Source organism: Roseibium sp. (assembly GCF_965233565.1).
GTDB lineage: Bacteria > Pseudomonadota > Alphaproteobacteria > Rhizobiales > Stappiaceae > Roseibium.
In genome coordinates, this window is sequence record NZ_OZ247494.1 from 1,141,312 (window position 1) to 1,163,168 (window position 21,857).

20 protein-coding genes are annotated in these 21,857 nt (G+C 59.2%); 16 read left to right on the forward strand and 4 right to left on the reverse strand.

Features of this window, described 5'->3' with window-relative positions:
* Positions 1-200 precede the first annotated feature (200 nt).
* Positions 201-1,358, reverse strand: a complete 1,158-nt coding sequence (locus ACO6TG_RS05430) for an AAA family ATPase (protein WP_422377237.1) — start codon at positions 1,356-1,358, stop codon at positions 201-203.
* Between the two features lie 81 nt (positions 1,359-1,439).
* Between ACO6TG_RS05430 and ACO6TG_RS05435 the strand changes: the two genes are divergently transcribed.
* Together ACO6TG_RS05435 and ACO6TG_RS05440 are read left to right on the forward strand one after the other, a co-directional pair.
* Positions 1,440-1,982, forward strand: coding sequence for a hypothetical protein (locus ACO6TG_RS05435; protein WP_422377238.1), 543 nt, complete (start codon positions 1,440-1,442; stop codon positions 1,980-1,982).
* 111 nt (positions 1,983-2,093) lie between these two features.
* On the forward strand, positions 2,094-2,693 hold the full coding sequence (locus tag ACO6TG_RS05440; RefSeq protein ID WP_422377239.1) for a hypothetical protein: 600 nt from the start codon (positions 2,094-2,096) through the stop codon (positions 2,691-2,693).
* A gap of 7 nt (positions 2,694-2,700) precedes the next feature.
* Here the strand turns inward: ACO6TG_RS05440 and ade are convergent, their stop codons facing one another.
* Entirely contained in the window at positions 2,701-4,422 is a 1,722-nt protein-coding gene (gene ade / locus ACO6TG_RS05445; RefSeq protein WP_422377240.1) for an adenine deaminase, read from the reverse strand.
* Between the two features lie 503 nt (positions 4,423-4,925).
* Between ade and ACO6TG_RS05450 the strand changes: the two genes are divergently transcribed.
* The 9 genes from ACO6TG_RS05450 (at position 4,926) to ACO6TG_RS05490 (ending at position 16,759) form a co-directional block, all read left to right on the forward strand.
* Positions 4,926-6,770 carry a hypothetical protein gene (locus ACO6TG_RS05450; protein WP_422377241.1) on the forward strand — a complete coding sequence of 615 codons (1,845 nt, stop codon included), beginning with the start codon at positions 4,926-4,928 and terminating at the stop codon, positions 6,768-6,770.
* 281 nt (positions 6,771-7,051) lie between these two features.
* Positions 7,052-8,374, forward strand: a complete 1,323-nt coding sequence (locus ACO6TG_RS05455) for an ROK family transcriptional regulator (RefSeq protein WP_422377242.1) — start codon at positions 7,052-7,054, stop codon at positions 8,372-8,374.
* 24 nt (positions 8,375-8,398) lie between these two features.
* Positions 8,399-9,415, forward strand: coding sequence for a sugar ABC transporter substrate-binding protein (locus tag ACO6TG_RS05460; RefSeq protein ID WP_422377243.1), 1,017 nt, complete (start codon positions 8,399-8,401; stop codon positions 9,413-9,415).
* Positions 9,416-9,489: 74 nt separating this feature from the next.
* Positions 9,490-10,572, forward strand: a complete 1,083-nt coding sequence (locus ACO6TG_RS05465) for an ABC transporter permease (protein WP_094071551.1) — start codon at positions 9,490-9,492, stop codon at positions 10,570-10,572.
* On the forward strand, positions 10,572-11,345 hold the full coding sequence (locus ACO6TG_RS05470; protein WP_422377244.1) for an ATP-binding cassette domain-containing protein: 774 nt from the start codon (positions 10,572-10,574) through the stop codon (positions 11,343-11,345). Before ACO6TG_RS05465 ends, ACO6TG_RS05470 begins: the two co-directional genes overlap by 1 nt.
* 269 nt (positions 11,346-11,614) lie before the next feature.
* On the forward strand, positions 11,615-12,562 hold the full coding sequence (locus ACO6TG_RS05475) for a carbohydrate kinase family protein (protein WP_422377245.1): 948 nt from the start codon (positions 11,615-11,617) through the stop codon (positions 12,560-12,562).
* Positions 12,563-12,670: 108 nt separating this feature from the next.
* On the forward strand, positions 12,671-14,143 hold the full coding sequence (gene zwf, locus ACO6TG_RS05480) for a glucose-6-phosphate dehydrogenase (RefSeq protein ID WP_422377246.1): 1,473 nt from the start codon (positions 12,671-12,673) through the stop codon (positions 14,141-14,143).
* 133 nt (positions 14,144-14,276) lie between these two features.
* A complete protein-coding gene (gene edd / locus ACO6TG_RS05485) occupies positions 14,277-16,097 on the forward strand; it encodes a phosphogluconate dehydratase (RefSeq protein WP_422377247.1) in 1,821 nt (606 codons plus the stop codon).
* A 23-nt stretch (positions 16,098-16,120) separates the two neighbouring features.
* Positions 16,121-16,759, forward strand: coding sequence for a 2-dehydro-3-deoxy-phosphogluconate aldolase (locus tag ACO6TG_RS05490; RefSeq protein WP_422377248.1), 639 nt, complete (start codon positions 16,121-16,123; stop codon positions 16,757-16,759).
* A gap of 26 nt (positions 16,760-16,785) precedes the next feature.
* Here the strand turns inward: ACO6TG_RS05490 and ACO6TG_RS05495 are convergent, their stop codons facing one another.
* Complete coding sequence (locus ACO6TG_RS05495) at positions 16,786-17,403, reverse strand: PilZ domain-containing protein (RefSeq protein ID WP_422377249.1); 618 nt, start codon at positions 17,401-17,403, stop codon at positions 16,786-16,788.
* A 430-nt stretch (positions 17,404-17,833) separates the two neighbouring features.
* On the opposite strand from ACO6TG_RS05495, the gene pgi reads away from it, so the two are divergent.
* The 5 genes from pgi to ACO6TG_RS05520 all read left to right on the forward strand — a co-directional run bounded on the left by pgi (position 17,834) and on the right by ACO6TG_RS05520 (position 20,959).
* The gene (pgi, locus tag ACO6TG_RS05500; RefSeq protein ID WP_422377250.1) at positions 17,834-19,456 is read left to right on the forward strand and encodes a glucose-6-phosphate isomerase; all 1,623 of its coding nucleotides are present in this window, start codon (positions 17,834-17,836) and stop codon (positions 19,454-19,456) included.
* 228 nt (positions 19,457-19,684) lie between these two features.
* Positions 19,685-19,954, forward strand: coding sequence for a glycine zipper domain-containing protein (locus tag ACO6TG_RS05505; RefSeq protein ID WP_094071559.1), 270 nt, complete (start codon positions 19,685-19,687; stop codon positions 19,952-19,954).
* Between the two features lie 54 nt (positions 19,955-20,008).
* Positions 20,009-20,278, forward strand: coding sequence for a lipoprotein (locus ACO6TG_RS05510; RefSeq protein WP_422377251.1), 270 nt, complete (start codon positions 20,009-20,011; stop codon positions 20,276-20,278).
* Positions 20,279-20,323: 45 nt separating this feature from the next.
* Entirely contained in the window at positions 20,324-20,593 is a 270-nt protein-coding gene (locus ACO6TG_RS05515) for a bacteriocin (protein WP_094074664.1), read from the forward strand.
* 93 nt (positions 20,594-20,686) lie between these two features.
* A complete protein-coding gene (locus ACO6TG_RS05520; protein ID WP_422377252.1) occupies positions 20,687-20,959 on the forward strand; it encodes a hypothetical protein in 273 nt (90 codons plus the stop codon).
* Positions 20,960-20,997: 38 nt separating this feature from the next.
* Here ACO6TG_RS05520 and ACO6TG_RS05525 read toward each other — a convergent pair whose 3' ends face one another.
* Positions 20,998-21,333, reverse strand: coding sequence for a hypothetical protein (locus tag ACO6TG_RS05525; RefSeq protein WP_422377253.1), 336 nt, complete (start codon positions 21,331-21,333; stop codon positions 20,998-21,000).
* Positions 21,334-21,857 lie beyond the last annotated feature (524 nt).

The window sequence follows — 21,857 nt, forward strand, 5'->3', positions numbered from 1 at the left end:
CCCGTCCGCCAATGTGGCATTGCCTCTTTGGGTGCCTCCTGACATGACGCAACCTTCCGCAAACGTCAACTCGCGACGTAACGACACCTCGGCACTTTTTTGCACCTGCACAGTCTGATCTGTTAGATAAGACGGCGGTAGGAAATGGCAATAGCATCGCCAAATCAAAAGCTTATCCCGTTGGAAAGCTTGCCGGAAAATTATCGCTTCGGCCAGGCCCATTTGGGTGTATCCGCGCCATCCACAACCGTCTCACCCAGTTCTTTTCGCAAATCATAGCGCAGACAGCCGGGTTCACAGGCCAGTTCGTCGACCAGGACACCGGCATGCGACACGACGATCACCTGCGTCTTTTGAGCCGCCTTTGCGATCAGCCGGGCGAGCGGTTCCAGCAGCGCCGGATGCAGACTGGTTTCCGGCTCGTTCAGCACGATCAGCGGAGCGGGTCTCGGCGACAGAAGGGCTGCGGTCAGGAGCAGATAGCGCAGCGTACCATCGGAGAGCTCACTCGCCCGAAGCGGCCTTAACAGCCCCTTCTGCCGCATCAGCAGTTCAAAATAGCCGTCATTCACCGAGATCTCGATGGCAGCGCCCGGAAAGGCATCGTCGATGGCCTCGGCCAGCTCCTGTTCATCGCCGATCTCCTGGATGGTCTGAAGCGCGGCAGCCAGATCGCCGCCATCGCCGCTCAAGACGGGCGTTCGTGTGCCGATCTTGGGGAACCTTGCCGGTGCCTCTCGATCGGTGCGCAGATGATCGTAGAAGCGCCATGCCCGCATGCGTTCACGCATCACCAGCAGTTCCAGCCCATCCTTCGGATCTGCCGCATGGGTCATCATGCTGTCGAAGCGGGCCAGGGTCTGCAGCACCGGGATCCTCTGTCCCCGCTCGTTCAAGACCCTGACGGTCGGACCGTTGCGCCCGGCGATCTCGTTGGATCGCGACAGGGCCTCACCTGCCCACAGCACTTCCGCCTTGATCTCCGGATCCATGGAGAACAGCGAACCGCCCGCATCGGCCGGCAATCCGAGATCGATGGCATAGCCGTAATCCTCGTCGGCAAAGCCGAGTTTCAGACTGACGACATTCTTGCGCACGGTGCCCTGCACCGGCACTTCGCCGCGTTTCATCGCCCGCGAAATGGCTTCCGGTCCCGCCCAGAGAGTTGAGTTCAAACCGCCTTCCGCAGCCAGCGAGGCAATTGCCTGGCCCTGGGCGACTTCGGCCAGCAGCCGGATTGACCGGTAGAGACTCGATTTGCCGCTGCCATTGGCCCCGGTCACCAGTGTAATCCGGTCCAACGGCAAAACCAGGTCGCGCAGGGAACGGTACCCGGAGACCGCAAGGGTGAGAATCATGGCACGTGAACCTCACGGAATTGCATATTTGCTACCTTTAAGTGCATATCTTGTTGCGATATTCGATTAGGAGTTTCTTTTATGTTCAATCCCAAAGAAGCAGCAGAAGACAGTCATGCGCTCAACATGGCCATTCTGTTTTTTGCGGCTTGCGCGATCCTCTTCTCAATTTATCTCCACCACGATAGCGGATTGAAATATTGGTTGCTGAAGGGCTTTGGCGTGTCCGCCCCCGGACGGGTTCTGGTGATAATCGATGATACGCCGGACTGGGACAAGGCGATGGCCCACTATCGAGCCAGTCCCCGCAACACCCTGAAAAACATAGAAGACTGGGCAAACGAGAGAATTGTTGTCGAGTTTGAGCCCATTGATGCCGCGCCCGTAATACTGGATTTCAGGATTAAGCCTGGTGAGATTATCCGCGAGACAACGGGTGCACTGAACATTACCTATCTGCCGCTCAACCCGAAAATCGCATTTCCCTCCCGCAGCCTGCACAAGTTCTCGCTGGACAGCCAAATCCTGCTCTGGTCTCTCATTGCAGGGCTTGTCGTGTTGTTCTTCGCGATCCGCGCTGGTCGGAAATGGGCCGGTTTCAGAACCCGATTGCGCCGGTATTGACGGCCCACCTTTACCGATTGGCCTTGGATTGATGGCACGAACGCACAAGGTCGGTCTCATGAAAGAACTGCCTTAAACCTGAAAATGTGCCATCATGCCGGAAATGGGGAAATGGCCGGACCTTGCGGCGTTTTCGTTCTGGTCCGGCAACAGGTGCCGGGGCCGATGTTTAATCCGCATGAAACGCAGGAAGATGGTTTTGCCCACAAGCTGGCCATGCTCTTCTTCGCCTCCGTGCTTGTGTTGATTTCCCTGTTCCTGCACTTTGACAGTGCCCTGAAATATTCCCTCCTGACCAGCTTCGGCGACACGGTCGAAGGACGCATTGTCGCCCTTCAGAACGCCCCTCAGGATCCGGCCGTCATCGAGAAACGAAAGCGCGAGAACCCTCGGAATTTCCTGAAAAACCCGAGCACCTGGACCCGGGGCGACACGTTGGTGATCGACTACCGGCCGAAAAACGAGACCCTGCGAACCCTGGTGGTGACGCTGCCAGCCAATCTTGTCGACAAGAAGACCCGCGAAGCGATCGATGTCGTCTATCTGCCGGTCAATCCGAAGATCGCCTATCCCGCCGAGTTCCTTGCCGGTTTTGCCTTTGACAACAAGGTGTTCAAGATCTCCCTGATCATCGGCCTCGTGCTTTTCTGGCTGGGCCTGGAAGAAGGCTGGGCCTGGGCCCGTTTCAGGCGGCGCATGCGCCGCTACTGAGCCCTCTTCAGGAACCCTGATCGATCAGCTCGAACTTGTTGACGTCGAACATGCCGAAATCCGTGATCTTCAGATGCGGGATTACCGGCAGCGGCAGGAAGGCCACCTGCAGGAAGGGTTCGGCCAGTGTGCAGCCGAGTGACTTGGCGGCGGCCCGAAGCTCTTCCAGATGCTCCTTGACTGTTTCGAACGGTTCCAGGCTCATCAGTCCGGCCAGCGGCAGCGCGAGATCTGCCATGACGCCTGTCTCGTCGGCCACGGCAAAGCCGCCCTTCATCTCGATCACCCGGTTGACGGCATGGGCCATGGCCGCCTCGTTGGCGCCGACTACACAGATATTGTGGCTGTCATGACCGACGGAGGACGCTATCGCGCCGCGCTTCATGCCGAAGCCGTTGACAAAACCGAGGCCGATATTGCCCGTGCCCTTGTGACGCTCGACCACCGCCACCTTCAGGACATCCTGGTCAAGGTCTGCCAGGGTCTTGCCACCGGTGACCGGCAGGGTGCGTTTCAGATGCTCGGTGATGATCTTGCCCGGCACCACGCCAATCACATCGGCTTCGCTGTTGCGGGCCGGAATATCGAATTTCTCCGCGGAGACCGCGGCAACCTTGACGCTGTCGAGACCAACGGGCGAAACGATGGTCCGACGTGAAAAGGCTTCATCTCCGGCGATCACGCCACCGCAGATCACCTCAGCCACCCGGCAATCCTCAAAATCGCTCAGAAGCGCAATATCCGCCCGTTTGCCCGGTGCAATCACGCCCTTGTCCTTCAGGCCGAAGGCATTCGCAGCGGACCAGCTGGCTGCCCGATAGGCATCGAGCGGCCGGATCCCCTTGGCGATCAGCCGCCGGATCATGCTGTCGAGATGGCCTTCCTCGGCAATGTCGAGCGGATTGCGATCGTCCGTGCACAGCGCAACAAAGGCCGACACATCCGGGGTCAGGATCGGGGCAAGCGCCTCCAGATCCTTGGAGACCGACCCCTCTCGCATCAGGATGGTCATTCCCTTGGCAAGTTTTTCAAGCGCTTCCTCGGCGGTCGTTGCTTCGTGATCGGTGCGGATACCGGCCGCGAGATAGCCATTGAGTCCCATACCTACGAGAAGGGGCGCATGGCCATCAATATGCCCGTCCTGGAAGGCTGCAAGCTTGGCGAGCACCTTTGGATCGCGCGCCAGAACCCCCGGGAAATTCATGAATTCCGCGAGGCCAATCACCTTGGCATGACCGCGGAACGGCAGCAGGTCCTCAATCTCCAGACAGGCGCCGGCGGTCTCGAAAGCGGTCGCAGGCACACAGGACGACAGATTGACCCGAAGATCCATGACGGTTTCGAGCGAACTGTCGAGAAAATACCGAATTCCTTCCGCACCCAGCACATTGGCAATCTCGTGTGGGTCGCAAATCGCTGTCGTCACGCCATGCGGCAGCACGCAACGGTCAAATTCAAACGGGGTGACCAGCGAGGATTCCACATGCAGATGCGTGTCGATGAAGCCCGGCACGGCCGTCAGACCAGAGCCGTCAATCTGCTCCTTGCCGTCATATCGGCCATGTGTACCAACGATCCGGTCGCCGACCACGGCAATGTCTGTCCGGGTTGTCGTGCCATCGACAACGCTGAACATTGCGACATCCTTGATTACCAGGTCTGCGGGCTGTTCCCCTGCTCCGGCGGCAATTGCCTGTGCCAGAAAAGCTTCATCGTGATGGACCGGCATGTTTGTTCTCCGATTCTTTTTCTGCCTTCGACAATACAGAGCACAGGGCGAAGCGCAAAAGCTGAAAGACCAAAACAGCGCCACACCCCTTTTACACGTTTTGAGTGCATTTAAGAAAAACGCCCCTCAATGACATCACCCAGAATGAAGTACGTACCTCAGAATCGTGATCACACCTCGCCAAGTTTCTAAATCATATGTAGAATCAATTTTTATTACTACCCAACTCAGCCGGAGGAGCCTGGCATTTCAAATTTCTCCAAAATATAATCTTATATCGACCCCATAGTATTATGTATTAATCTAAATCAATCTTTTTTAAACTGCATTTTTCACCCAATAAAACAAAAATTTGACTCACTTGATTCTATTTTCTTCTTATGGAATCAATAAGACAATTCAGACAAAGCGAACAACCGCACAGAGAGTTTGCAGATTTTCTATCGAGATCTGCAAAAACGTGAACGTTTGCCGTTCACACAATTTAAAGTGGAGGAACTTAAATGAACTATCACAGGCAGCATGCTCATACCCTGTCGTCTGGGTTTTGGGGCAACGACAGTTTTCAGTTTTCGTTCGACGCTGAACCGGATGGAATCGGCAGTGCCCTCGCCGCTCTCAAGGCGCGCCTTGAAGCCAGATCCAGCGACGCGTTGCCCGGGTTTGTTGAGGAAACGGTGGAATGGGCCCAATCACACACAAACTCCCAGCAGAGCTCGAACCCCTTCGAAACTGAACTGAACCGCCTGATGTCCGATGCCGAGCAACCTCTGGCAGCTCAGGACTGGAACACGTTGAAAGCCATCGTCAGCCTGGCTGACAAACTGGAACAGGACATCGTCGACGCGAACAATCCGGCGCTGGACGGCCTCCTTGACCAGACCCGCAGTTTCATCGACTCCGTCATCGATGTTTTCAATGAAAACAACATCTTCCGCAACGGCCCAAGCTACGAAGCAAGCCATGTGAACTGGATTCTGGGCCAGAACCTGGAAACCTTCGAGAGCGTCGACGGCGTCTGGTTCAACGAGGGCAACATCGATTACTTCAACGTCAACACCGGTGGCCGGGACAATCTTTACGGCGAAGGGTTCCAGGGAGCCGGCAACAACAACGTCAATGCCAGCCTGAAGGCAGCCAATGCGGGCAGCACCATGACGGTCGGCATCGAATTCCAGTCCTATGACGGTCGGGAAATCAGCGGTGTCGAAGCGATGAATGCCATGTGGCTGGAATACGAAACCCGCAAGGCGAATGGCGAGACTATTTCGGTTCTGGACATCGTCACGCAATACTCTCAGGGAGATTTCGAACCCTTTACCGACCTGATCAACGGCACCTGGACACCGGATCAATGGGAGTTGCAGGCCGATTCCCTGCTCTCCTTTGCCCAGATGCTGCGCGACGACGGCGCCCATATCGGCTCCATCCATGTCCGGCCGGGCTATGAATTCGATGCAGAGTTCAATGACCACGCGGATATCAGCGGCACCGCCGCCGAATACATCAACTCCTTCAAACTGGTCGCAGAACTTTTGAAAGCCCCGGACAGCATGGGGCTGAGCAATGTCGAAATGGTCTGGCAATCCCAGTCCGGTGCGGAACGTGAACCTGGAAATCCGATTTACGATGAAGCCAACGGCGCCGATGCACCGATCACCAAACAGGACGTCTATGATCACCTCGACCTATGGTACCCGGGCGACGACTATGTCGACATCGTCGGCGTCTCCTATTTCCAGTCTGAGGAATCTGCCCGCAGCTGGTCCTTTGCCGACGGAACGGCCGACACCGGTCAGGATGTGATCGACGACTTCGACGTCTTCTTCCAGGCCTTTGCCGATTACGCGCGTGATCACGGCAAGAAACTGGATATCTCGGAATCAACACCGGCCGGGGTCTACACAGATCGGGACCAGTTCAACGAGGTTGTCGCCACACGCCTGGAAGAACTCGGGCCCGACTATGACGGTCCGATCCGCTTCCTCGAAGAAGGGGAACTTGCCTATGCCAAGTTTCATGCCGTTGCAGATGCATCCGGTGACGACACCGGCGTGCTGATCGACCAGTTTTTCGACGAGAGCGACCCGCTGTTCTACATCTCTTCAACCGCACAGGTCTGGAACGAGTTTTTCGTCCCCTTTCTGCAGTATGTCGGCCAGAATGCGGACATTGTCGATAGCGTCAACATGATCTCCTACAACTGGGATGAAATCTCGGTGTTCGACTCTCTGGAAACCGGCGAAATTGATCGCAACAACAACGTCAATTTCGGCAGCGGGAACTGGTGGGAGAATTCCGAACTGGCGCCCTATGTCAACGCCTTTGCATTCGATCTTTTCGGCTGAGAGCAACGGTTCCGCTTCCAAATTGAAGGCGCGCGCATTTTTTCGCGCGCCTTTTGCGTCGCTTCACCTATATTAATTGACCTAACGTCACTTTTTTGGTTCACGTCTCAAGATTTTCTGATCGATTTTTCAAAAACTTACCGCTTTGCGACATTGAAACTACGCGATGCAAAAGCGAATTCGAATTGACAGGAAGCGTGAACCGGCGAATAATTTCATCAAGATAAATTATTCTGAACCACTCCAAAAGAGAGTGATGGGGATCCGGAGGAGCGACAAGGGTGGAGGAACCTCGCAAAAGCGGGCGCGGCTCGAATTCCGCGCAGTTGCGCCGTTATAACGAGCGCATCGTTCTGCAGATCCTGCGGCGCGCCGGCGAAGCCTCCAAGGCGGAACTCGCCCGGGCCGTTCAGCTGACCAACGCGGCCATTGGCGCGATCATCCAGGACCTGATCGAAGAAGGGCTGATCGTTGAGGCCGGCAAACGTCATGACGGCAGCCGGGGACAGCCGGCGACCATCCTGCGTCTGGCACCGGGAGGCGCCTATTCCTTCGGTGTGCGTCTTGACCGCACCAACATGGAAACGGTGCTGATGGACTTTTCCGGCCGGCTTGTCAGCCGCCGCCTGCACGACCTGATCCTGCCCGCACCGGAACGCGCCCTGGAAATCCTCACCGAAGACATCCGGATCCTGCGCGAAGAACTGGGTTCCGACGAGCAGACCCGCATCACCGGGATAGGCCTTGCCCAGCCGTTCAATCTCGGCGCCTGGCTGCACGAACTGGGCCTTCCGGAAGCCGACTTCAAAAAATGGGACGACTACGACCTCGCCGAAACGCTTGAGACGGCGACGGGGCTGCCGGTCTTTAGCGAAAACGACGGCACGGCCGCCGCAGTTGCGGAACTGTTTTACGGCCTTGGCCGCCAGAACGACCATTTTCTCTACCTTTTCCTCGGACCGGCCATCGGTGGTGGGTTGATCCTGAAAGGCGATGTCATTCGGGGCGAGACAGGCAATGCCGGCGACGTGGCCATGATGCCGGTCCCCCCCAGCAGCCTTCCGACGGCACCGAAGCCGCGCAACCAGTGGGACCTGCTGCTCACGCGCGCCTCTCTGGTCGCCCTCGCCCGGCACATGGCGCCGGACGACTTCTCCAGGCTGAACAGGACCGATCTGCAAGATGCGGTCGAGACGAGCGACATAAGATACCGCGAATGGCTGCAGGACTGCGCGGACGCCCTGGGGCTTGCGCTCAGATCCGCCTATGCGCTTCTGGACGTGCCGCTGGTTGTCATCGACGGCGATCTGGGTGGCCCATTTCCGGCAGCATTCCGGTCAGCCTTGAAGGAAGCCGTGGAACGCGCAGCGCCCGAAAAACGGCACTCACCCGATATCCAGGTCGGCAGTTTTGGCCACGACGCCGGTGCGATCGGCGCAGCCAGCCTGCCGCAATTCTTCAACTTCTCGCCCAGGGCCGCGATCCTGACAGGCGGGAAGGACACCGGACCCGCAGGCGCTGGCAGCGCGGAGGACAAAGCCAGCTTTCCTGCACGGGCAGCACGGTTGGGGTCACATCTGGCCGCACCCAACCGTCAGACTTAATCAAGGCCAGGGAGGAAACCGCACATGATCCGTAAATTCCTTGCGACAGCATCCGTGCTTGCCGCCATGGCAGCAGCCCCGGCAGCCGCAGCAGATATTTCTGCCTGCCTGATTACCAAGACCGACACCAACCCGTTCTTCGTGAAGATGAAGGAAGGTGCCACCGCCAAGGCAGAAGAACTCGGTATCGAGCTGAAGTCCTTTGCCGGCAAGATCGACGGTGACCATGAAACCCAGGTTGCTGCCATCGAAACCTGCATCGCCGATGGCGCCAAGGGCATTCTTCTGACCGCATCCGACACGTCATCCATCGTTCCGGCCGTCAAGCAGGCCCGCGACAACGGCCTCCTGGTGATCGCGCTCGACACCCCGCTGAGCCCGATCGATGCAGCCGACGCTACGTTTGCGACGGACAACTTCTTGGCCGGTGAACTGATCGGCAAATGGGCCGCAGCCTCTCTTGGCGACGACGCGGCCAATGCCAAGATCGGCATGCTCGATCTTGCCATCAGCCAGCCGACTGTCGGCGTTCTGCGCGACCAGGGCTTCCTGCAGGGCTTCGGCATCGATCTCGGCGACCCGAACAAGTGGGGCGATGAAACCGACCCGCGCATTGTCGGCAACGACGTCACCGCCGGCAACGAGGAAGGTGGCCGCAAGGCAATGGAAAACCTCCTGGCCAAGGACCCGATGATCAACGTCATCTACACGATCAACGAGCCGGCGGCCGCCGGGGCTTATGAGGCTTTGAAGGCCATTGGCCGCGAGAACGATGTGCTGATCGTCTCCGTGGATGGCGGTTGCCCGGGCGTGCAGAACGTCAAGGACGGCGTCATCGGCGCCACCTCGCAGCAATATCCGCTGCTGATGGCCTCGCTCGGCATCGAGGCGATCAAGAAGTGGGCCGACAGCGGCGAAAAGCCGGAGCCGACCCCGGGCAAGGACTTCTTCGACACGGGCGTTGCCCTGGTCACCGACAAGCCGGTTGACGGTGTTGAGTCCATTGACACCGCCAAGGGCACGGAGCTCTGCTGGGGCTAAGGCTTACGCCACCAAAACGAAGGGGGCTTGGGCGACCTGGCCCCCTTTTTCAGAGGCACAGAGGGAATTCGGGCATGACCTCAGACACAAAACCGGCCGATGGACCGGCGGATTTCGAAACCGCCGCGGCATCCGGTCCGCAGGCAGTTGCATCATTTGACGAACACCACCGCGGCCTTGGCCAGAAGATCCAGCACACGCTTCATCAGACGCCGAGCCTGGTTCCGCTGATCGTCCTGCTGCTGTCCCTGATCGTCTTCGGGATCATGCTTGGCTCAAAGCTGTTTTCCCCCTTTGCGATGACGCTGATCCTCCAGCAGGTTCAGATCGTCGGCATCGTGGCGGCAGCGCAAAGCATCGTCATCCTGACCGCCGGCATCGATCTGTCCGTTGGCGCCATCATGGTGCTCTCGTCCGTCGTCATGGGCCAGTTCACCTTCCGATACGGCCTGCCGGTTGAAGTCGCAATCGCTTGCGGCCTGATCTGCGGCACCATCTGCGGTTACATCAACGGCTTTCTCGTGGCTGTGGTGAAGCTGCCGCCCTTCATCGTCACGCTCGGCATGTGGCAGATCGTGCTCGCGACGAATTTTCTCTATTCCGCCAACGAGACCATTCGCTCTCAGGACATCGCAGCCCAGGCCCCGTTGCTGCAGTTCTTCGGCAACAAGATCAATATTGGTGGTGCCATCTTCACCTATGGCGTGATCTTCATGGTGATCCTGATCGTGGTGCTGGCCTATGCGCTGCGACAGACCGCCTGGGGCCGGCATGTCTATGCCGTCGGCGACGATCCGGAAGCCGCACAGCTGTCCGGTGTCCAGGTCAAGAAAGTGCTGATCTCCGTTTACATGCTCTCCGGCCTGATCTGCGCCTTTGCCGGCTGGGCCATGATCGGCCGCATCGGCTCCGTGTCACCGACCACGGGCCAGCTCGCCAACATTGAATCGATCACCGCGGTGGTGATCGGCGGCATCTCGCTGTTCGGCGGCCGCGGCTCGATCCTCGGTACGCTTTTCGGGGCGCTGATCGTTGGCGTCTTCACCCTGAGCCTGCGCCTGCTCGGTGCCGATGCCCAGTGGACCTATCTGCTGATCGGCATTCTCATCATCGGTGCGGTCGCGATCGACCAGTGGATCAGAAAGGTATCAGTCTGATGGAAGCTGTTCTTCAAGCCAAAAGCCTGGTCAAGCGCTATGGCCGCGTGGTCGCCATGGATCATGCCGATTTCGAACTTTATCCGGGCGAGATCCTGGCCGTCATCGGTGACAACGGTGCCGGCAAGTCCACCCTGATCAAGGCGCTCAGCGGCGCGGTTCAACCCGATGACGGCGAGGTGCTTCTGGACGGGAAGCCGATCCATTTCACCTCCCCGATCGATGCCCGCGAGGCAGGTATCGAGACGGTCTACCAGACGCTTGCCATGTCACCGGCCCTGTCCATCACGGACAACATGTTCATGGGGCGCGAGCTTCGGAAATCCGGGTTCCGCGGCAAGGTCCTGCGCCAGCTCGACCGCAGCAGGATGGAAGCAATCGCCCGCGAAAAGTTGAACGAGCTTGGCCTGCTTACGATTCAGAACATCAACCAGGCCGTGGAAACGCTGTCGGGCGGCCAGCGCCAGGGTGTGGCCGTGGCCCGGGCGGCGGCTTTCGGTTCCAAGGTGGTGATCATGGACGAACCGACGGCAGCCCTTGGTGTCAAGGAAAGCCGGCGCGTGCTCGACCTGATCAAGGACGTCAAGGCAAGAGGCCTGCCGATTGTCCTGATCAGCCACAACATGCCGCATGTGTTTGAGGTCGCCGACCGCATCCACATTCATCGGCTGGGCAAACGTGCCTGCGTGATCAAGCCTTCGGATTTTTCCATGTCCGACGCCGTGGCCATCATGACCGGTGCCATGGACCCGCCTGAGGACCTTGCGGCGTGAGAGGGGACCCGAAACTCTTGTCCAAGATTTCGACTGGTCGTCATGAATGCGCGTCAACACGGCCTGTCACCTGGGAAGCTCCCTCCTCCTGAGGGGGACCGCCAGGTCTGTCTCTAAGGATCGGCAGCAAGCTGTGCTCTAGTGGCCCATCCTTCGAGACATCGGCGGCACGGCTCCTCAAGATGAGCTGGTCTGTCTGGCAAATCTGTTTGTGCAACAACGTCTTCCGGCGTAGTGCCCTGCGCCCAATCTGAGAGTAGAAAACCAATATGTTTCTGATTTGCGGCGAAGCCCTCTTCGACCTGTTTGGCGACAACTCGCCCGGCGACAGTGTCGCATTCGACGCCCGCATCGGCGGCTCCCCTTTCAACGTTGCCATGGGGCTGGCCCGTCTTGGCGAAGAGGCCGCTTTCTTTGGCGGCATCTCCAGGGATGCGCTCGGTGAAAAGCTGGTCGATAAGTTCCGAACGGAAGGCGTCTCCGAGCGCTATATTCTCAGGACCGACTACCTGACCACCCTGAGCCTTGTGCAGAAGGACGCACATGGCTCCCCGGCCTATACGTTTTATGGTGCCAATGCGGCCGACCGGATGGTGACGGAGGCAGATCTGCCCATATTCGACACTCCTCCCGCCTTTTTGCATATCGGATCCTACACGGCGCTGGTGGAACCGGTGGCAGGCGCCCTGAAGAGACTGATCGCCCGTGAAAAACCCCACACGCTGATTTCCTTCGATCCGAACATCCGCCCGACCGTGGTCTCCGATATGGACCTCTGGCGCAACAACACAGAAGCGCTGGTTCCGCTGACGGATCTCATCAAGGTCAGTGATGAAGACCTGGAACTGATCGCACCGGGTGAACCGGTCGACAAGATCGCGCGCCACTGGCTCGCGGCAGGAGCAGGTCTCGTGATCGTCACCCGGGGCGGCGACGGCGCGACAGCCTTCGCTCCAGGTATTGAGATCGATTGTCCAGGCGTCAAGGTATCGGTCGAGGATACAGTTGGCGCCGGCGACACGTTTCAGGCCGCCCTGCTTGCCGGATTAAGGCATCTCGGCGCGACAAGCCGGACCGCATTGGAAAATCTTCAGCAGGAGCAATTGCGCCGGCTGGTGGAATTTGCTGTAACGGCAGCAGGGATCACATGCTCGCGCCGGGGTGCGGATCTGCCGCGCAAGGCGGAGCTTGAAAAAGAATGGGCTGGCCTGAAATAACAGCTGACAAGTGAATTAAATCGATTTAAAAGCCTGCTTTAGGTGCATTGCAAAAAGCGGATTGACCTGTAATCCGCTTGTAAGACAGCTGCTGAGAAGGGATGAACCATGGCGGTACGCGTCATTGAAGTAGATGAATTCGACCTGGTCGTGTTCGGCGCATCCGGAGATCTTGCCAATCGCAAGCTTCTGCCAGCGCTCTATCATCGCGATGCTGACGGCCAGATGCCGGAAGACGCGCGCATCATCTGCAGCGCCCGCCGCGATTACACCGATGACGATTACCGTGACTATGCCAGGAAGGCGCTGGTTGAGCACGTCAAGGACCTCGACGATGCGCATCTGGATCAGTTTCTGAAGCGCCTGCGCTACGTCAAGATCGATATCGCCACGGCGGAAGGGTTTGAAGACCTGAAAACAGTCCTCGACGAGCGCAGCGATGTCATCCGTGCCTTTTACCTCGCGGTAGGTCCCGACCTTTTCGGAACCATCTGCGAAAACCTCGGTCGCATCGGTGTTGTCAATGAAAACGCCCGTGTCGTGATGGAAAAGCCGATCGGCAAGGACGGCGCTTCGGCCAAGGCCCTCAACGACACAGTCGGGGCCGTCTTTGACGAACACCAGATCTTCCGTATCGACCATTATCTCGGCAAGGAAACGGTTCAGAACCTGATGGCGTTGCGCTTTGCCAATGCCCTCTTCGAACCGCTCTGGAACGCCGCCCATATCGACCATGTCCAGATCACGGTCGCCGAATCCCTCGGCACCGGCGGCCGCGCCGGCTACTACGACACGGCCGGCGCCCTGCGCGACATGGTCCAGAACCACATCCTGCAGCTGCTCTGCCTTGTCGCCATGGAGCCGCCGGAATCCATGAATGCGGACAGTGTCCGCGACGAGAAACTCAAGGTTCTGAAGGCACTCGCCCCCATCAACGAGCAAAGCGCCGACAAGCTGACGGTGCGTGGCCAGTATCGTGCAGGAGCCTCTGCCGGTGGCGCTGTCCCCGGCTATCTGGAAGAACTCGGCAATGACGAGAGCCGCACGGAAACCTTTGTTGCTCTGAAGGCGGAGATTGCCAACTGGCGGTGGGCCGGCGTGCCCTTCTACCTGCGGACCGGCAAACGCCTGGCCCAGCGCGTCTCGGAGATCGTGGTCCAGTTCCGCCCGATCCCGCATTCGATCTTCGACACGGAAGCCGGATCGATCACTGCCAACCGGCTGATCATCCGCCTGCAGCCGGATGAAGGCGTCCAGATGCAGATCATGATCAAGGACCCCGGCCCCGGCGGCATGCGCCTGCGCAAGGTGCCGCTCGACATGAGCTTCGCCGAAGCCTTCAAGGTGCGTAACCCGGATGCCTATGAGCGCCTGATCATGGACGTGATCCGCGGTAACCAGACCCTGTTCATGCGCCGCGACGAAGTCGATGCGGCCTGGGCCTGGATTGATCCGATCCAGGCTGCCTGGGCGGCCTCCAAGGACACTCCCAAAGGCTACACCGCCGGCACCTGGGGCCCGTCGGCCTCCATCGCTCTGGTGGAGCGTGACGGCCGCACCTGGGCCGAAGACGGCATCTAAGAAACGCTCACAGGATCCCATCCTGTGAGTTTTCTGTCGTTTAAATCGATTAAAGCAGGGTGCGAAAACGGAATTTCGCCCTATCTGCCAGAAAACAGCCAAGCCAAGACCGGCTAGCAAAGGATTTGACAGCATGACCATTCAGGACCGCATTGGCGACGTCACGGAACGGATCGTCAAACGCAGCCATGACAGCCGCTCGATCTATCTGGAACGGATCGGCAAGGCGGCCGAGCAGGGACCTCAGCGTTCCCGCCTTTCCTGTGGCAACCTCGCCCACGGATTTGCCGCCTGCGGCCTTTCCGACAAGAAGGCGCTGTCCGGCGACGTTGTGGCGAACCTGGGGATCATCACTTCCTATAACGACATGCTGTCGGCGCACCAGCCCTATGAAACCTACCCATCCATGATCCGCGAAGCTGCCCATGAGGTCGGCGCTGTTGCGCAGGTCGCCGGCGGCGTGCCGGCCATGTGCGACGGTGTCACCCAGGGCCAGGACGGCATGGAACTGTCGCTGTTCTCGCGCGACGTCATTGCCATGGGGGCGGCGGTCGGCCTGTCGCACCAGATGTTCGACGCAGCCGTTTTCCTCGGCATTTGCGACAAGATCGTTCCGGGCCTTGCCATTGCCGCCCTGTCCTTCGGCCATCTGCCAGCCGTCTTCGTACCGGCCGGCCCGATGACCACCGGCATTTCCAATGACGAGAAGGCCAAGGTCCGCCAGCTTTATGCGGAGGGCAAGGTCGGCCGCGATGCGCTGCTGGAAAGCGAGTCCGCTGCCTATCATTCGCCGGGCACCTGTACCTTTTACGGCACCGCCAACTCCAACCAGATGCTGATGGAAATCATGGGCCTGCACATGCCCGGCGCTTCCTTCATCAATCCGGGCACCCCCTTGCGCGACGCGCTCACCAAGGAAGCCGCCAAACGCGCCCTGGCTATCTCCGCTCTTGGCAACGAATTCACGCCTGCCGGTGAAGTCATCGACGAGAAAGCCATCGTCAACGGAGTTGTCGGTCTGCACGCCACCGGCGGCTCGACCAATCACACAATGCACCTTGTGGCGATCGCCGCCGCGGCCGGCATCAGGCTCACCTGGGACGATATCTCCGACCTCTCAGACGTGGTACCGCTGCTCGCCCGCGTCTATCCGAACGGCAAGGCAGATGTGAACCACTTCCAGGCAGCCGGCGGCCTGCAGTTCCTGATCCGGGAACTGCTCGGCGACGGCTATCTGCACCAGGACGTCAAGACCGTCTACGGTACGGATCTGTCCGGTTACACAGCGGAAGCAAAGCTGGACGCGGAAGGCAATGTCCTGCGGCAGGAAGTGCCGGAAACGTCCGGCGACGAAACCGTTCTGGCCCCGATCGCCAAGGCTTTCCAGCCGACGGGCGGTCTGAAAATGCTCACCGGCAATATCGGCAAGGCGGTCATCAAGATTTCGGCCGTCGCCAAGGAGCGTCACGTCATCGAGGCCCCTGCCCGGGTCTTCCACGACCAGAACGACTTCCTGGCTGCTTTCAACAACAAGGAACTGAAGGGCGACGTCGCCGCCGTGGTCCGTTTCCAGGGTCCAAAAGCCATCGGCATGCCGGAACTGCACAAGCTGACGCCCTGTCTCGGCATCCTGCAGGATCGCGGCCACAAGGTGGCCCTGATCACGGACGGACGCATGTCCGGCGCCTCCGGCAAGGTCCCGGCCGCCATCCACGTCACGCCGGAAGCAGCCGATGGCGGGCCCATCGCCAGGATCCGGGACGGTGACATGATCCGCATCGACGCCGTCACCGGCAAGCTTGAAGTTCTGGTGGACGAAGCCGAGTTCAACGCGCGGCCTCTGGCCGAAGCCGATCTGAGCCAGCACCAGTTCGGTGTCGGCCGCGATCTCTTTGCCGCCTTCCGGGCCAATGTCGGTACCGCCGATACCGGTGCGCATGTGTTTGGTGCCTGACCTGCGAATTCGAGGAGAAGCCTGTGGCCCAGGACATTGAAAAAATCGAAAAAGTAATGTGCGCTGCCCCGGTGATCCCGGTTCTGGTGGTGGAAGACCCGAAAAAAGCCGTGCCGATGGCAAGGGCTCTGGTGCGCGGCGGTCTGCCTGCCATCGAGATCACGCTGCGCACACCGCATGCCCTTGAAGCGATTGACGCGGTCAATGAGCACGTGGAAGGCGCAATCGTCGGGGCCGGAACGGTGCTCGATGGCAAGCAGTATGATGCCGCCGTATCCGCTGGTGCCCGTTTCATTGTGTCGCCTGGCGCGACAGATACCCTGCTTGATGCGGCTGACGAACACAGTGTTCCGCTACTTCCGGGCGCGGCAACGGCCTCTGAGGTCATGGCACTGCTTGAGCGTGGCTATCAGAGACTGAAATTCTTTCCGGCCGAACAGGCAGGCGGCGCCCCCTACCTGAAATCCCTCTCCTCACCGCTGGCGGCAGCCAAGTTCTGTCCGACGGGTGGTGTTTCCCTGGACAAGGCTCAGGACTACCTCAAACTGCCGAACGTCCTGTGTGTCGGGGGATCCTGGATTGCCGATGCAAAGGCCATCGCAGCCGAAGATTGGGCCGGCATTGAAGAACGTGCCCGCGCTGCCGCAACTCTGAACGACTGATCAGGCTCGCCTGAGGCATTTCAGCCTCAGGCGCTTTGCTGTTCCTCGTCGCCGGCATCAGCGTCGGCATCGGCGTCATCTTCGCCGTGTTCGTCTTCGTTCTGCTCCAGGGTGCGGTTCCATAACAGCCGCAACCCTGCCGAGGTTTCGTTCCGCCAGGCAAATTCGGCAACCACCGGCTTGTCGAACTTCTTCATGGTGAGCAGCACTTCTTCCGGCATTGCGGTCAGGCCCTTGGCGGTGATGCGCACACCATTGTTGCCTGCATCCACAATCCGGCCTTCAATTTCCGTGATGCCTTCCAGGTCAGCGATTTTCACCGGAATGCTGACATTGTTACGTTTCTCGCGGCGTTTGTCGGAGACGGACTTTTCGCTCTTGGCAAAGACCAGGGCCGCATCGCTGCCTTTCACCGAGGTGACCTGAGCCTTGACCAGCGTGTCCGCGTCCTTGGGCCAGATGCCGACATTCTTGTAAAGCCTGGAAATATCCACTGAAGTCAGACGGCAGCCCCATTCGCTGACATTGGTAACGGTGGCGTGCAGGACTGACAAATTGTCAAAATCCATCACCACCACCTCTTCTTCTGCACCCGGTTGGTCCTGCAAATGCACGAGGCCATGTTTTTTAGTTTCGGAGCTCATGATACGGCTTACCCAAAGACGGTCTTCGTTTCGCCTGCCCAAAGCGGCAACGACTCAGATTCTCTCAAATATTCAAGCAGAACTGCCGCGTCACGTATAGACAGGTTATTCTTGCAACATGATCTCGCCGAGGCTTTCCCAGAAGCCATTCACTCAAGACGTCCCGGTGCCAAGCCGTCTCGAGCCCGTGCGGCAGGTAAATCGCTTCTTCCCCTGGTGAGAACTTCAGTCCAGCCTCTTGCACTCCAACTGCGTGAATGCCCGCTTGGGTCGGTTATCGCCCCCCGGCCTGCCGACAGCTTGCCGGACACGAGCCTGGCAGCCTTGCCCACATTTTCTGCTCCCTCTTCCGGGGAGCCTGTGCTATCTGGTGCGCACCATCGAATTTTGCCCGAAAAGCGGCAGCTAAATCGATTTAAGGAGATCGTTCATGGCTCTTCACGCAGCGTTTGATGCGCTTGCCCGGCAGGCGGACAACCTAAAGAACACCACGCTGCGGCAGTTGTTTGCCGCCGACCCGGACCGGTTCACGTCCCTCTCTGCGCGCTGTGACGACCTTCTCCTCGATTATTCCAAGTCGAAGCTTGACGGCAAGACCCTTGACCTGCTGCTCGATCTGGCGAATGCCGCGGATGTCGAAGGCCGGCGCAATGCCATGTTCGCCGGAGAAAAGATCAACGCTACCGAGAACCGGGCGGTGTTGCACACGGCCTTGCGCAACAAGTCGGACAAGCCGGTTCTGGTCGACGGCGAGGACGTCATGCCGGACGTGCGCGCCGTGCTCGACGCCATGGCTGATTTTTCCGAGGCGATCCGGTCTGGCGATCTGACATCGTCCAGCGGCGACGCCTTTACCGACGTCGTCAATATCGGCATTGGCGGGTCGGATCTCGGCCCTGTTATGACCACGCTGGCGCTCAGCCCCTACCATGACGGGCCGGAGCTGCATTACGTCTCGAATGTCGACGGTGCGCATATCGCCGACACGCTGGAAAAGCTCGACCCGGCCACCACCCTGGTCATTGTCGCCTCGAAGACCTTCACCACCATCGAGACCATGACCAACGCGCAAACCGCGCGCAATTGGATTGCCGGGGCTCTCGGCGAAGAGGCCGTTGGCGACCACTTTGCCGCGGTTTCCACCGCCCTCGACAAGGTCGCAGCCTTTGGCATTGATGAAACAAGGGTGTTCGGTTTCTGGGATTGGGTCGGCGGCCGCTATTCCGTCTGGTCGGCCATCGGATTGCCGTTGATGATCGCCATCGGTCCGGATGCCTTCAATGACTTTCTGGAAGGGGCCCATGCCCTCGACACCCATTTCGCGGAAGCCCCGCTGGAGAAAAACCTGCCTGTCCTGATGGCCCTGATCGGCGTCTGGAACCGCGATTGTCTGGGCTATTCCGCCCGCGCCGTGCTGCCTTACGACCAACGTCTGGCGCGCCTGCCGGCCTATCTGCAGCAACTCGACATGGAATCGAACGGCAAGCGCGTCAGGCTCGACGGCAGCCCGGTCACAGAAGAAACAGGCCCGCTTGTCTGGGGCGAACCTGGCACCAATGGTCAGCACGCCTTCTACCAGCTGCTGCATCAGGGCACGACCGTCATTCCGTGCGAATTCCTGATTGCCGCCAACGGTCACGAAGACGACCTCAAGCATCACCATGAACTGCTGATCGCCAATTGCCTGGCACAGTCGGAAGCGCTCATGCTGGGCCGCACGCTGGACGAAGCAACCGAGCTGCTGAGCAAGTCAGGAATGGCATCCGAAGAGGTTGCCCGCCTTGCCCCGCACAAGGTGTTTCCGGGTGATCGCCCCTCCCTCACCCTGGCCTATGACAAGCTGACACCATTTGCGCTCGGCCGCCTGATCGCTCTTTACGAGCACCGCGTCTTTGTCGAGGGCGTCATCTGGGGCATCAACTCCTTCGATCAGTGGGGCGTGGAGCTGGGCAAGGAGCTGGCGACCGCTCTGTTGCCAATGGTGAAGGGCGACACGGCAGCTGATTCGAAAGACGCATCGACACAAGGTCTATTGGCGACCCTTCGGAGCTGACCCTCCCTCCATGCGTCAAATTTGTTAACGAAGTTCCGGGCGCCTTACTTTTGCCCAACCGGCGCTTTCTTTGTCGGACAACGGGCCTGGTCCGGTGCGGCCGGGCCAGGGTGCAGGTTCATTGTTCGAATTGCGACATTGCCCCTGCGGTCAAAGCAGCTTAACCTCTGTGAGACTTTATTCTATTGAATTCGCGGCCTTACGCGAAGTGGAAGGGAGATACCTTTTATGAAAAAGTTTGTTTTGCTCGCAGCAGTCGCCCTCGCGCTGGCAGGTTGCCAGTCTGACAGCCAACGCGACCGTGCCTTGGTCGGTGGCGGCCTGGGCGCGGCAACGGGTGCCGCCATCGGCGCAGCCGCAACGGGCGATGTCGGCGGCGCACTGGTCGGAGCAGCCATCGGTGGCGCTGGCGGTGCCATTGTCGGTGGTGCGACCACTCCGAAAAACTGCGTTGCCTACGACCGTTACGGTAATCCTTACCGCGTCGCTTGCCCGTAAGGCAGCGATCGCCTCTTGAGTGAGCCCGGCTGAGGGGCCGGCAGGATGGACAAGATGAAAAAACTGTTTTTGATCGCCGCCGCAGCGGCCTTCCTCGCCGGCTGCCAGTCTGACAGCCAGACAGACCGGGCGCTTGTTGGTGGCGGTCTTGGCGCTGCTACCGGCGCCATCATCGGTGCCGCAGCCGGCAATGGAGCCGGCCCGGCATTGGCCGGCGCCGCCATTGGTGCTGCCGGCGGTGCTATCGTGGGAGCCGCCACCACGCCGAAGAACTGCGTCGCCTATGACAGGTACGGCAATCCCTATCGTGTCGCCTGCCCGTAAGGCGGCACGGCATTCCGTAACGGCCTCGGGGCGCAAGGACATACGATGAAATCCTTTCTGTTGATCGCTGCAGCGGCGCTTCTCCTGGCCGGCTGTCAATCAAGCAGCACGCGCGACCGCGCCCTTGTGGGTGGTGGTCTGGGGGCTGCGACGGGCGCCATCGTCGGTGCGGCAGCTGGAGCCGGTGCAGGTCCGGCACTTGCCGGGGCTGCCATTGGTGCAGCCGGCGGGGCTCTCGTGGGGGCTGCGACCGCACCCAAGAACTGTGTGGCCTACGACCAGAACGGCAACCCGTTCCGGGTCCGCTGTCCATAGGCACCTGAGCCTTGGATAAACGGCCCCTGGTAAGGATCTGTTAACCATACCTCTTCACCCTTGTCGGGATTAGATTCCGTCAAGGGCTGCTCCATGAAACCTGTGCTCGTTGCAACGCTATCCGCCATTCTGCTGGCCGGTTGTGCCAACACCGAGAGCCAGCGCGACCGCATGCTGATCGGTGCAGGTCTTGGGGCTGCCACCGGAGCGACCATTGGCGCTGTTGCGGGCTCCACCGTAAACGCCACTCTGGCAGGCGCGGCCCTTGGTGCCGTTGGCGGTGGTCTGGTCGGCGTCGTCACCACGCCGCGCAATTGCATCGCCCATGACCAGGACGGCACCCCCTATAAAGTCAGGTGCCCCTAGAGCATTTCAGACCAAACTGGGGCCTTCTGCCGGACGCGTCAGTCCTTGTACCGAAGCGCGATGTAACATTTGTCTGGATTCTTGGCGCTTTTCCGACAGTTTTTCATGGCAACACGGTCCGCTTCCGCCTGGGTTTTCTTGCCATGTGCCCACCCGCACCCTTTCATTCCGGTGATGGTGAAGGCGCGCCCCTTGGCGAATGCTGCGTATTTCATCAAGTGTTTGTCGTGTGCGTTGATTGCGGATTTGAACGATCGAAACACTTCGCTGCAGAGGAACTTGTTATCCTTGGCGTTTGCTGCTTCAAGAGGAACGCCAATGAAACAGACGGCTATTACAAAGATTTTGGCCAAAACTGAAAATTTCGCGGACATGCAATTCACGACCCTTCAACGTGCGATTTAATACGAGGTCGCGATAGCCCGCGGAAGCTGCAAAGTCAAAGGACCTTTCTCAATACCGCCACGGGTTTCAAAGGGATAACTATCTCGGCGCCAGACCGATCTGCCGCCAACAGCCGTTCCGCCAGGCCTCCCAAGTTTGATAGAATGGCAAACCGCATGGCGACGAATTGCACGAAAAAGTGCGACAAGCGGGTTTGCTGCAGCTTTGTGCCACATATCTGGACGAATTCGTCCCGCCCATTTTTTGGATCTGGGGCTCAGCCCTCAGATCATTCCGGCCTTTTTCATTTCCGCCATTGTGTCCAGCACAAACAGGGCGACGCCAAAAAACGCCAGAACGCCCCCGGACAGAGACAAGAAAAAGCTTTTCTTTTTCCATCCTTGCACCGCCAAAACGATACCAGCACCGAAAAGTCCGGCAAAAACAATCGAAACGAGCAATTGAAATCTCCCGGTGAAAACAGCAATGGTGAGATCTATTCGCTGAAGAGATT

Excerpts from the sequence above, each read along its gene's own strand:
- ACO6TG_RS05430 (WP_422377237.1), bottom strand. The coding sequence starts at position 1,358 with ATGATTCTCACCCTTGCGGTCTCCGGGTACCGTTCCCTGCGCGACCTG.
- ACO6TG_RS05435 (WP_422377238.1), top strand. The coding sequence starts at position 1,440 with ATGTTCAATCCCAAAGAAGCAGCAGAAGACAGTCATGCGCTCAACATG.
- ACO6TG_RS05440 (WP_422377239.1), top strand. The coding sequence starts at position 2,094 with ATGGCCGGACCTTGCGGCGTTTTCGTTCTGGTCCGGCAACAGGTGCCG.
- ade (WP_422377240.1), bottom strand. The coding sequence starts at position 4,422 with ATGCCGGTCCATCACGATGAAGCTTTTCTGGCACAGGCAATTGCCGCC.
- ACO6TG_RS05450 (WP_422377241.1), top strand. The coding sequence starts at position 4,926 with ATGAACTATCACAGGCAGCATGCTCATACCCTGTCGTCTGGGTTTTGG.
- ACO6TG_RS05460 (WP_422377243.1), top strand. The coding sequence starts at position 8,399 with ATGATCCGTAAATTCCTTGCGACAGCATCCGTGCTTGCCGCCATGGCA.
- ACO6TG_RS05465 (WP_094071551.1), top strand. The coding sequence starts at position 9,490 with ATGACCTCAGACACAAAACCGGCCGATGGACCGGCGGATTTCGAAACC.
- ACO6TG_RS05470 (WP_422377244.1), top strand. The coding sequence starts at position 10,572 with ATGGAAGCTGTTCTTCAAGCCAAAAGCCTGGTCAAGCGCTATGGCCGC.
- ACO6TG_RS05475 (WP_422377245.1), top strand. The coding sequence starts at position 11,615 with ATGTTTCTGATTTGCGGCGAAGCCCTCTTCGACCTGTTTGGCGACAAC.
- zwf (WP_422377246.1), top strand. The coding sequence starts at position 12,671 with ATGGCGGTACGCGTCATTGAAGTAGATGAATTCGACCTGGTCGTGTTC.
- edd (WP_422377247.1), top strand. The coding sequence starts at position 14,277 with ATGACCATTCAGGACCGCATTGGCGACGTCACGGAACGGATCGTCAAA.
- ACO6TG_RS05495 (WP_422377249.1), bottom strand. The coding sequence starts at position 17,403 with ATGAGCTCCGAAACTAAAAAACATGGCCTCGTGCATTTGCAGGACCAA.
- pgi (WP_422377250.1), top strand. The coding sequence starts at position 17,834 with ATGGCTCTTCACGCAGCGTTTGATGCGCTTGCCCGGCAGGCGGACAAC.
- ACO6TG_RS05505 (WP_094071559.1), top strand. The coding sequence starts at position 19,685 with ATGAAAAAGTTTGTTTTGCTCGCAGCAGTCGCCCTCGCGCTGGCAGGT.
- ACO6TG_RS05510 (WP_422377251.1), top strand. The coding sequence starts at position 20,009 with ATGAAAAAACTGTTTTTGATCGCCGCCGCAGCGGCCTTCCTCGCCGGC.
- ACO6TG_RS05515 (WP_094074664.1), top strand. The coding sequence starts at position 20,324 with ATGAAATCCTTTCTGTTGATCGCTGCAGCGGCGCTTCTCCTGGCCGGC.
- ACO6TG_RS05520 (WP_422377252.1), top strand. The coding sequence starts at position 20,687 with ATGAAACCTGTGCTCGTTGCAACGCTATCCGCCATTCTGCTGGCCGGT.
- ACO6TG_RS05525 (WP_422377253.1), bottom strand. The coding sequence starts at position 21,333 with ATGTCCGCGAAATTTTCAGTTTTGGCCAAAATCTTTGTAATAGCCGTC.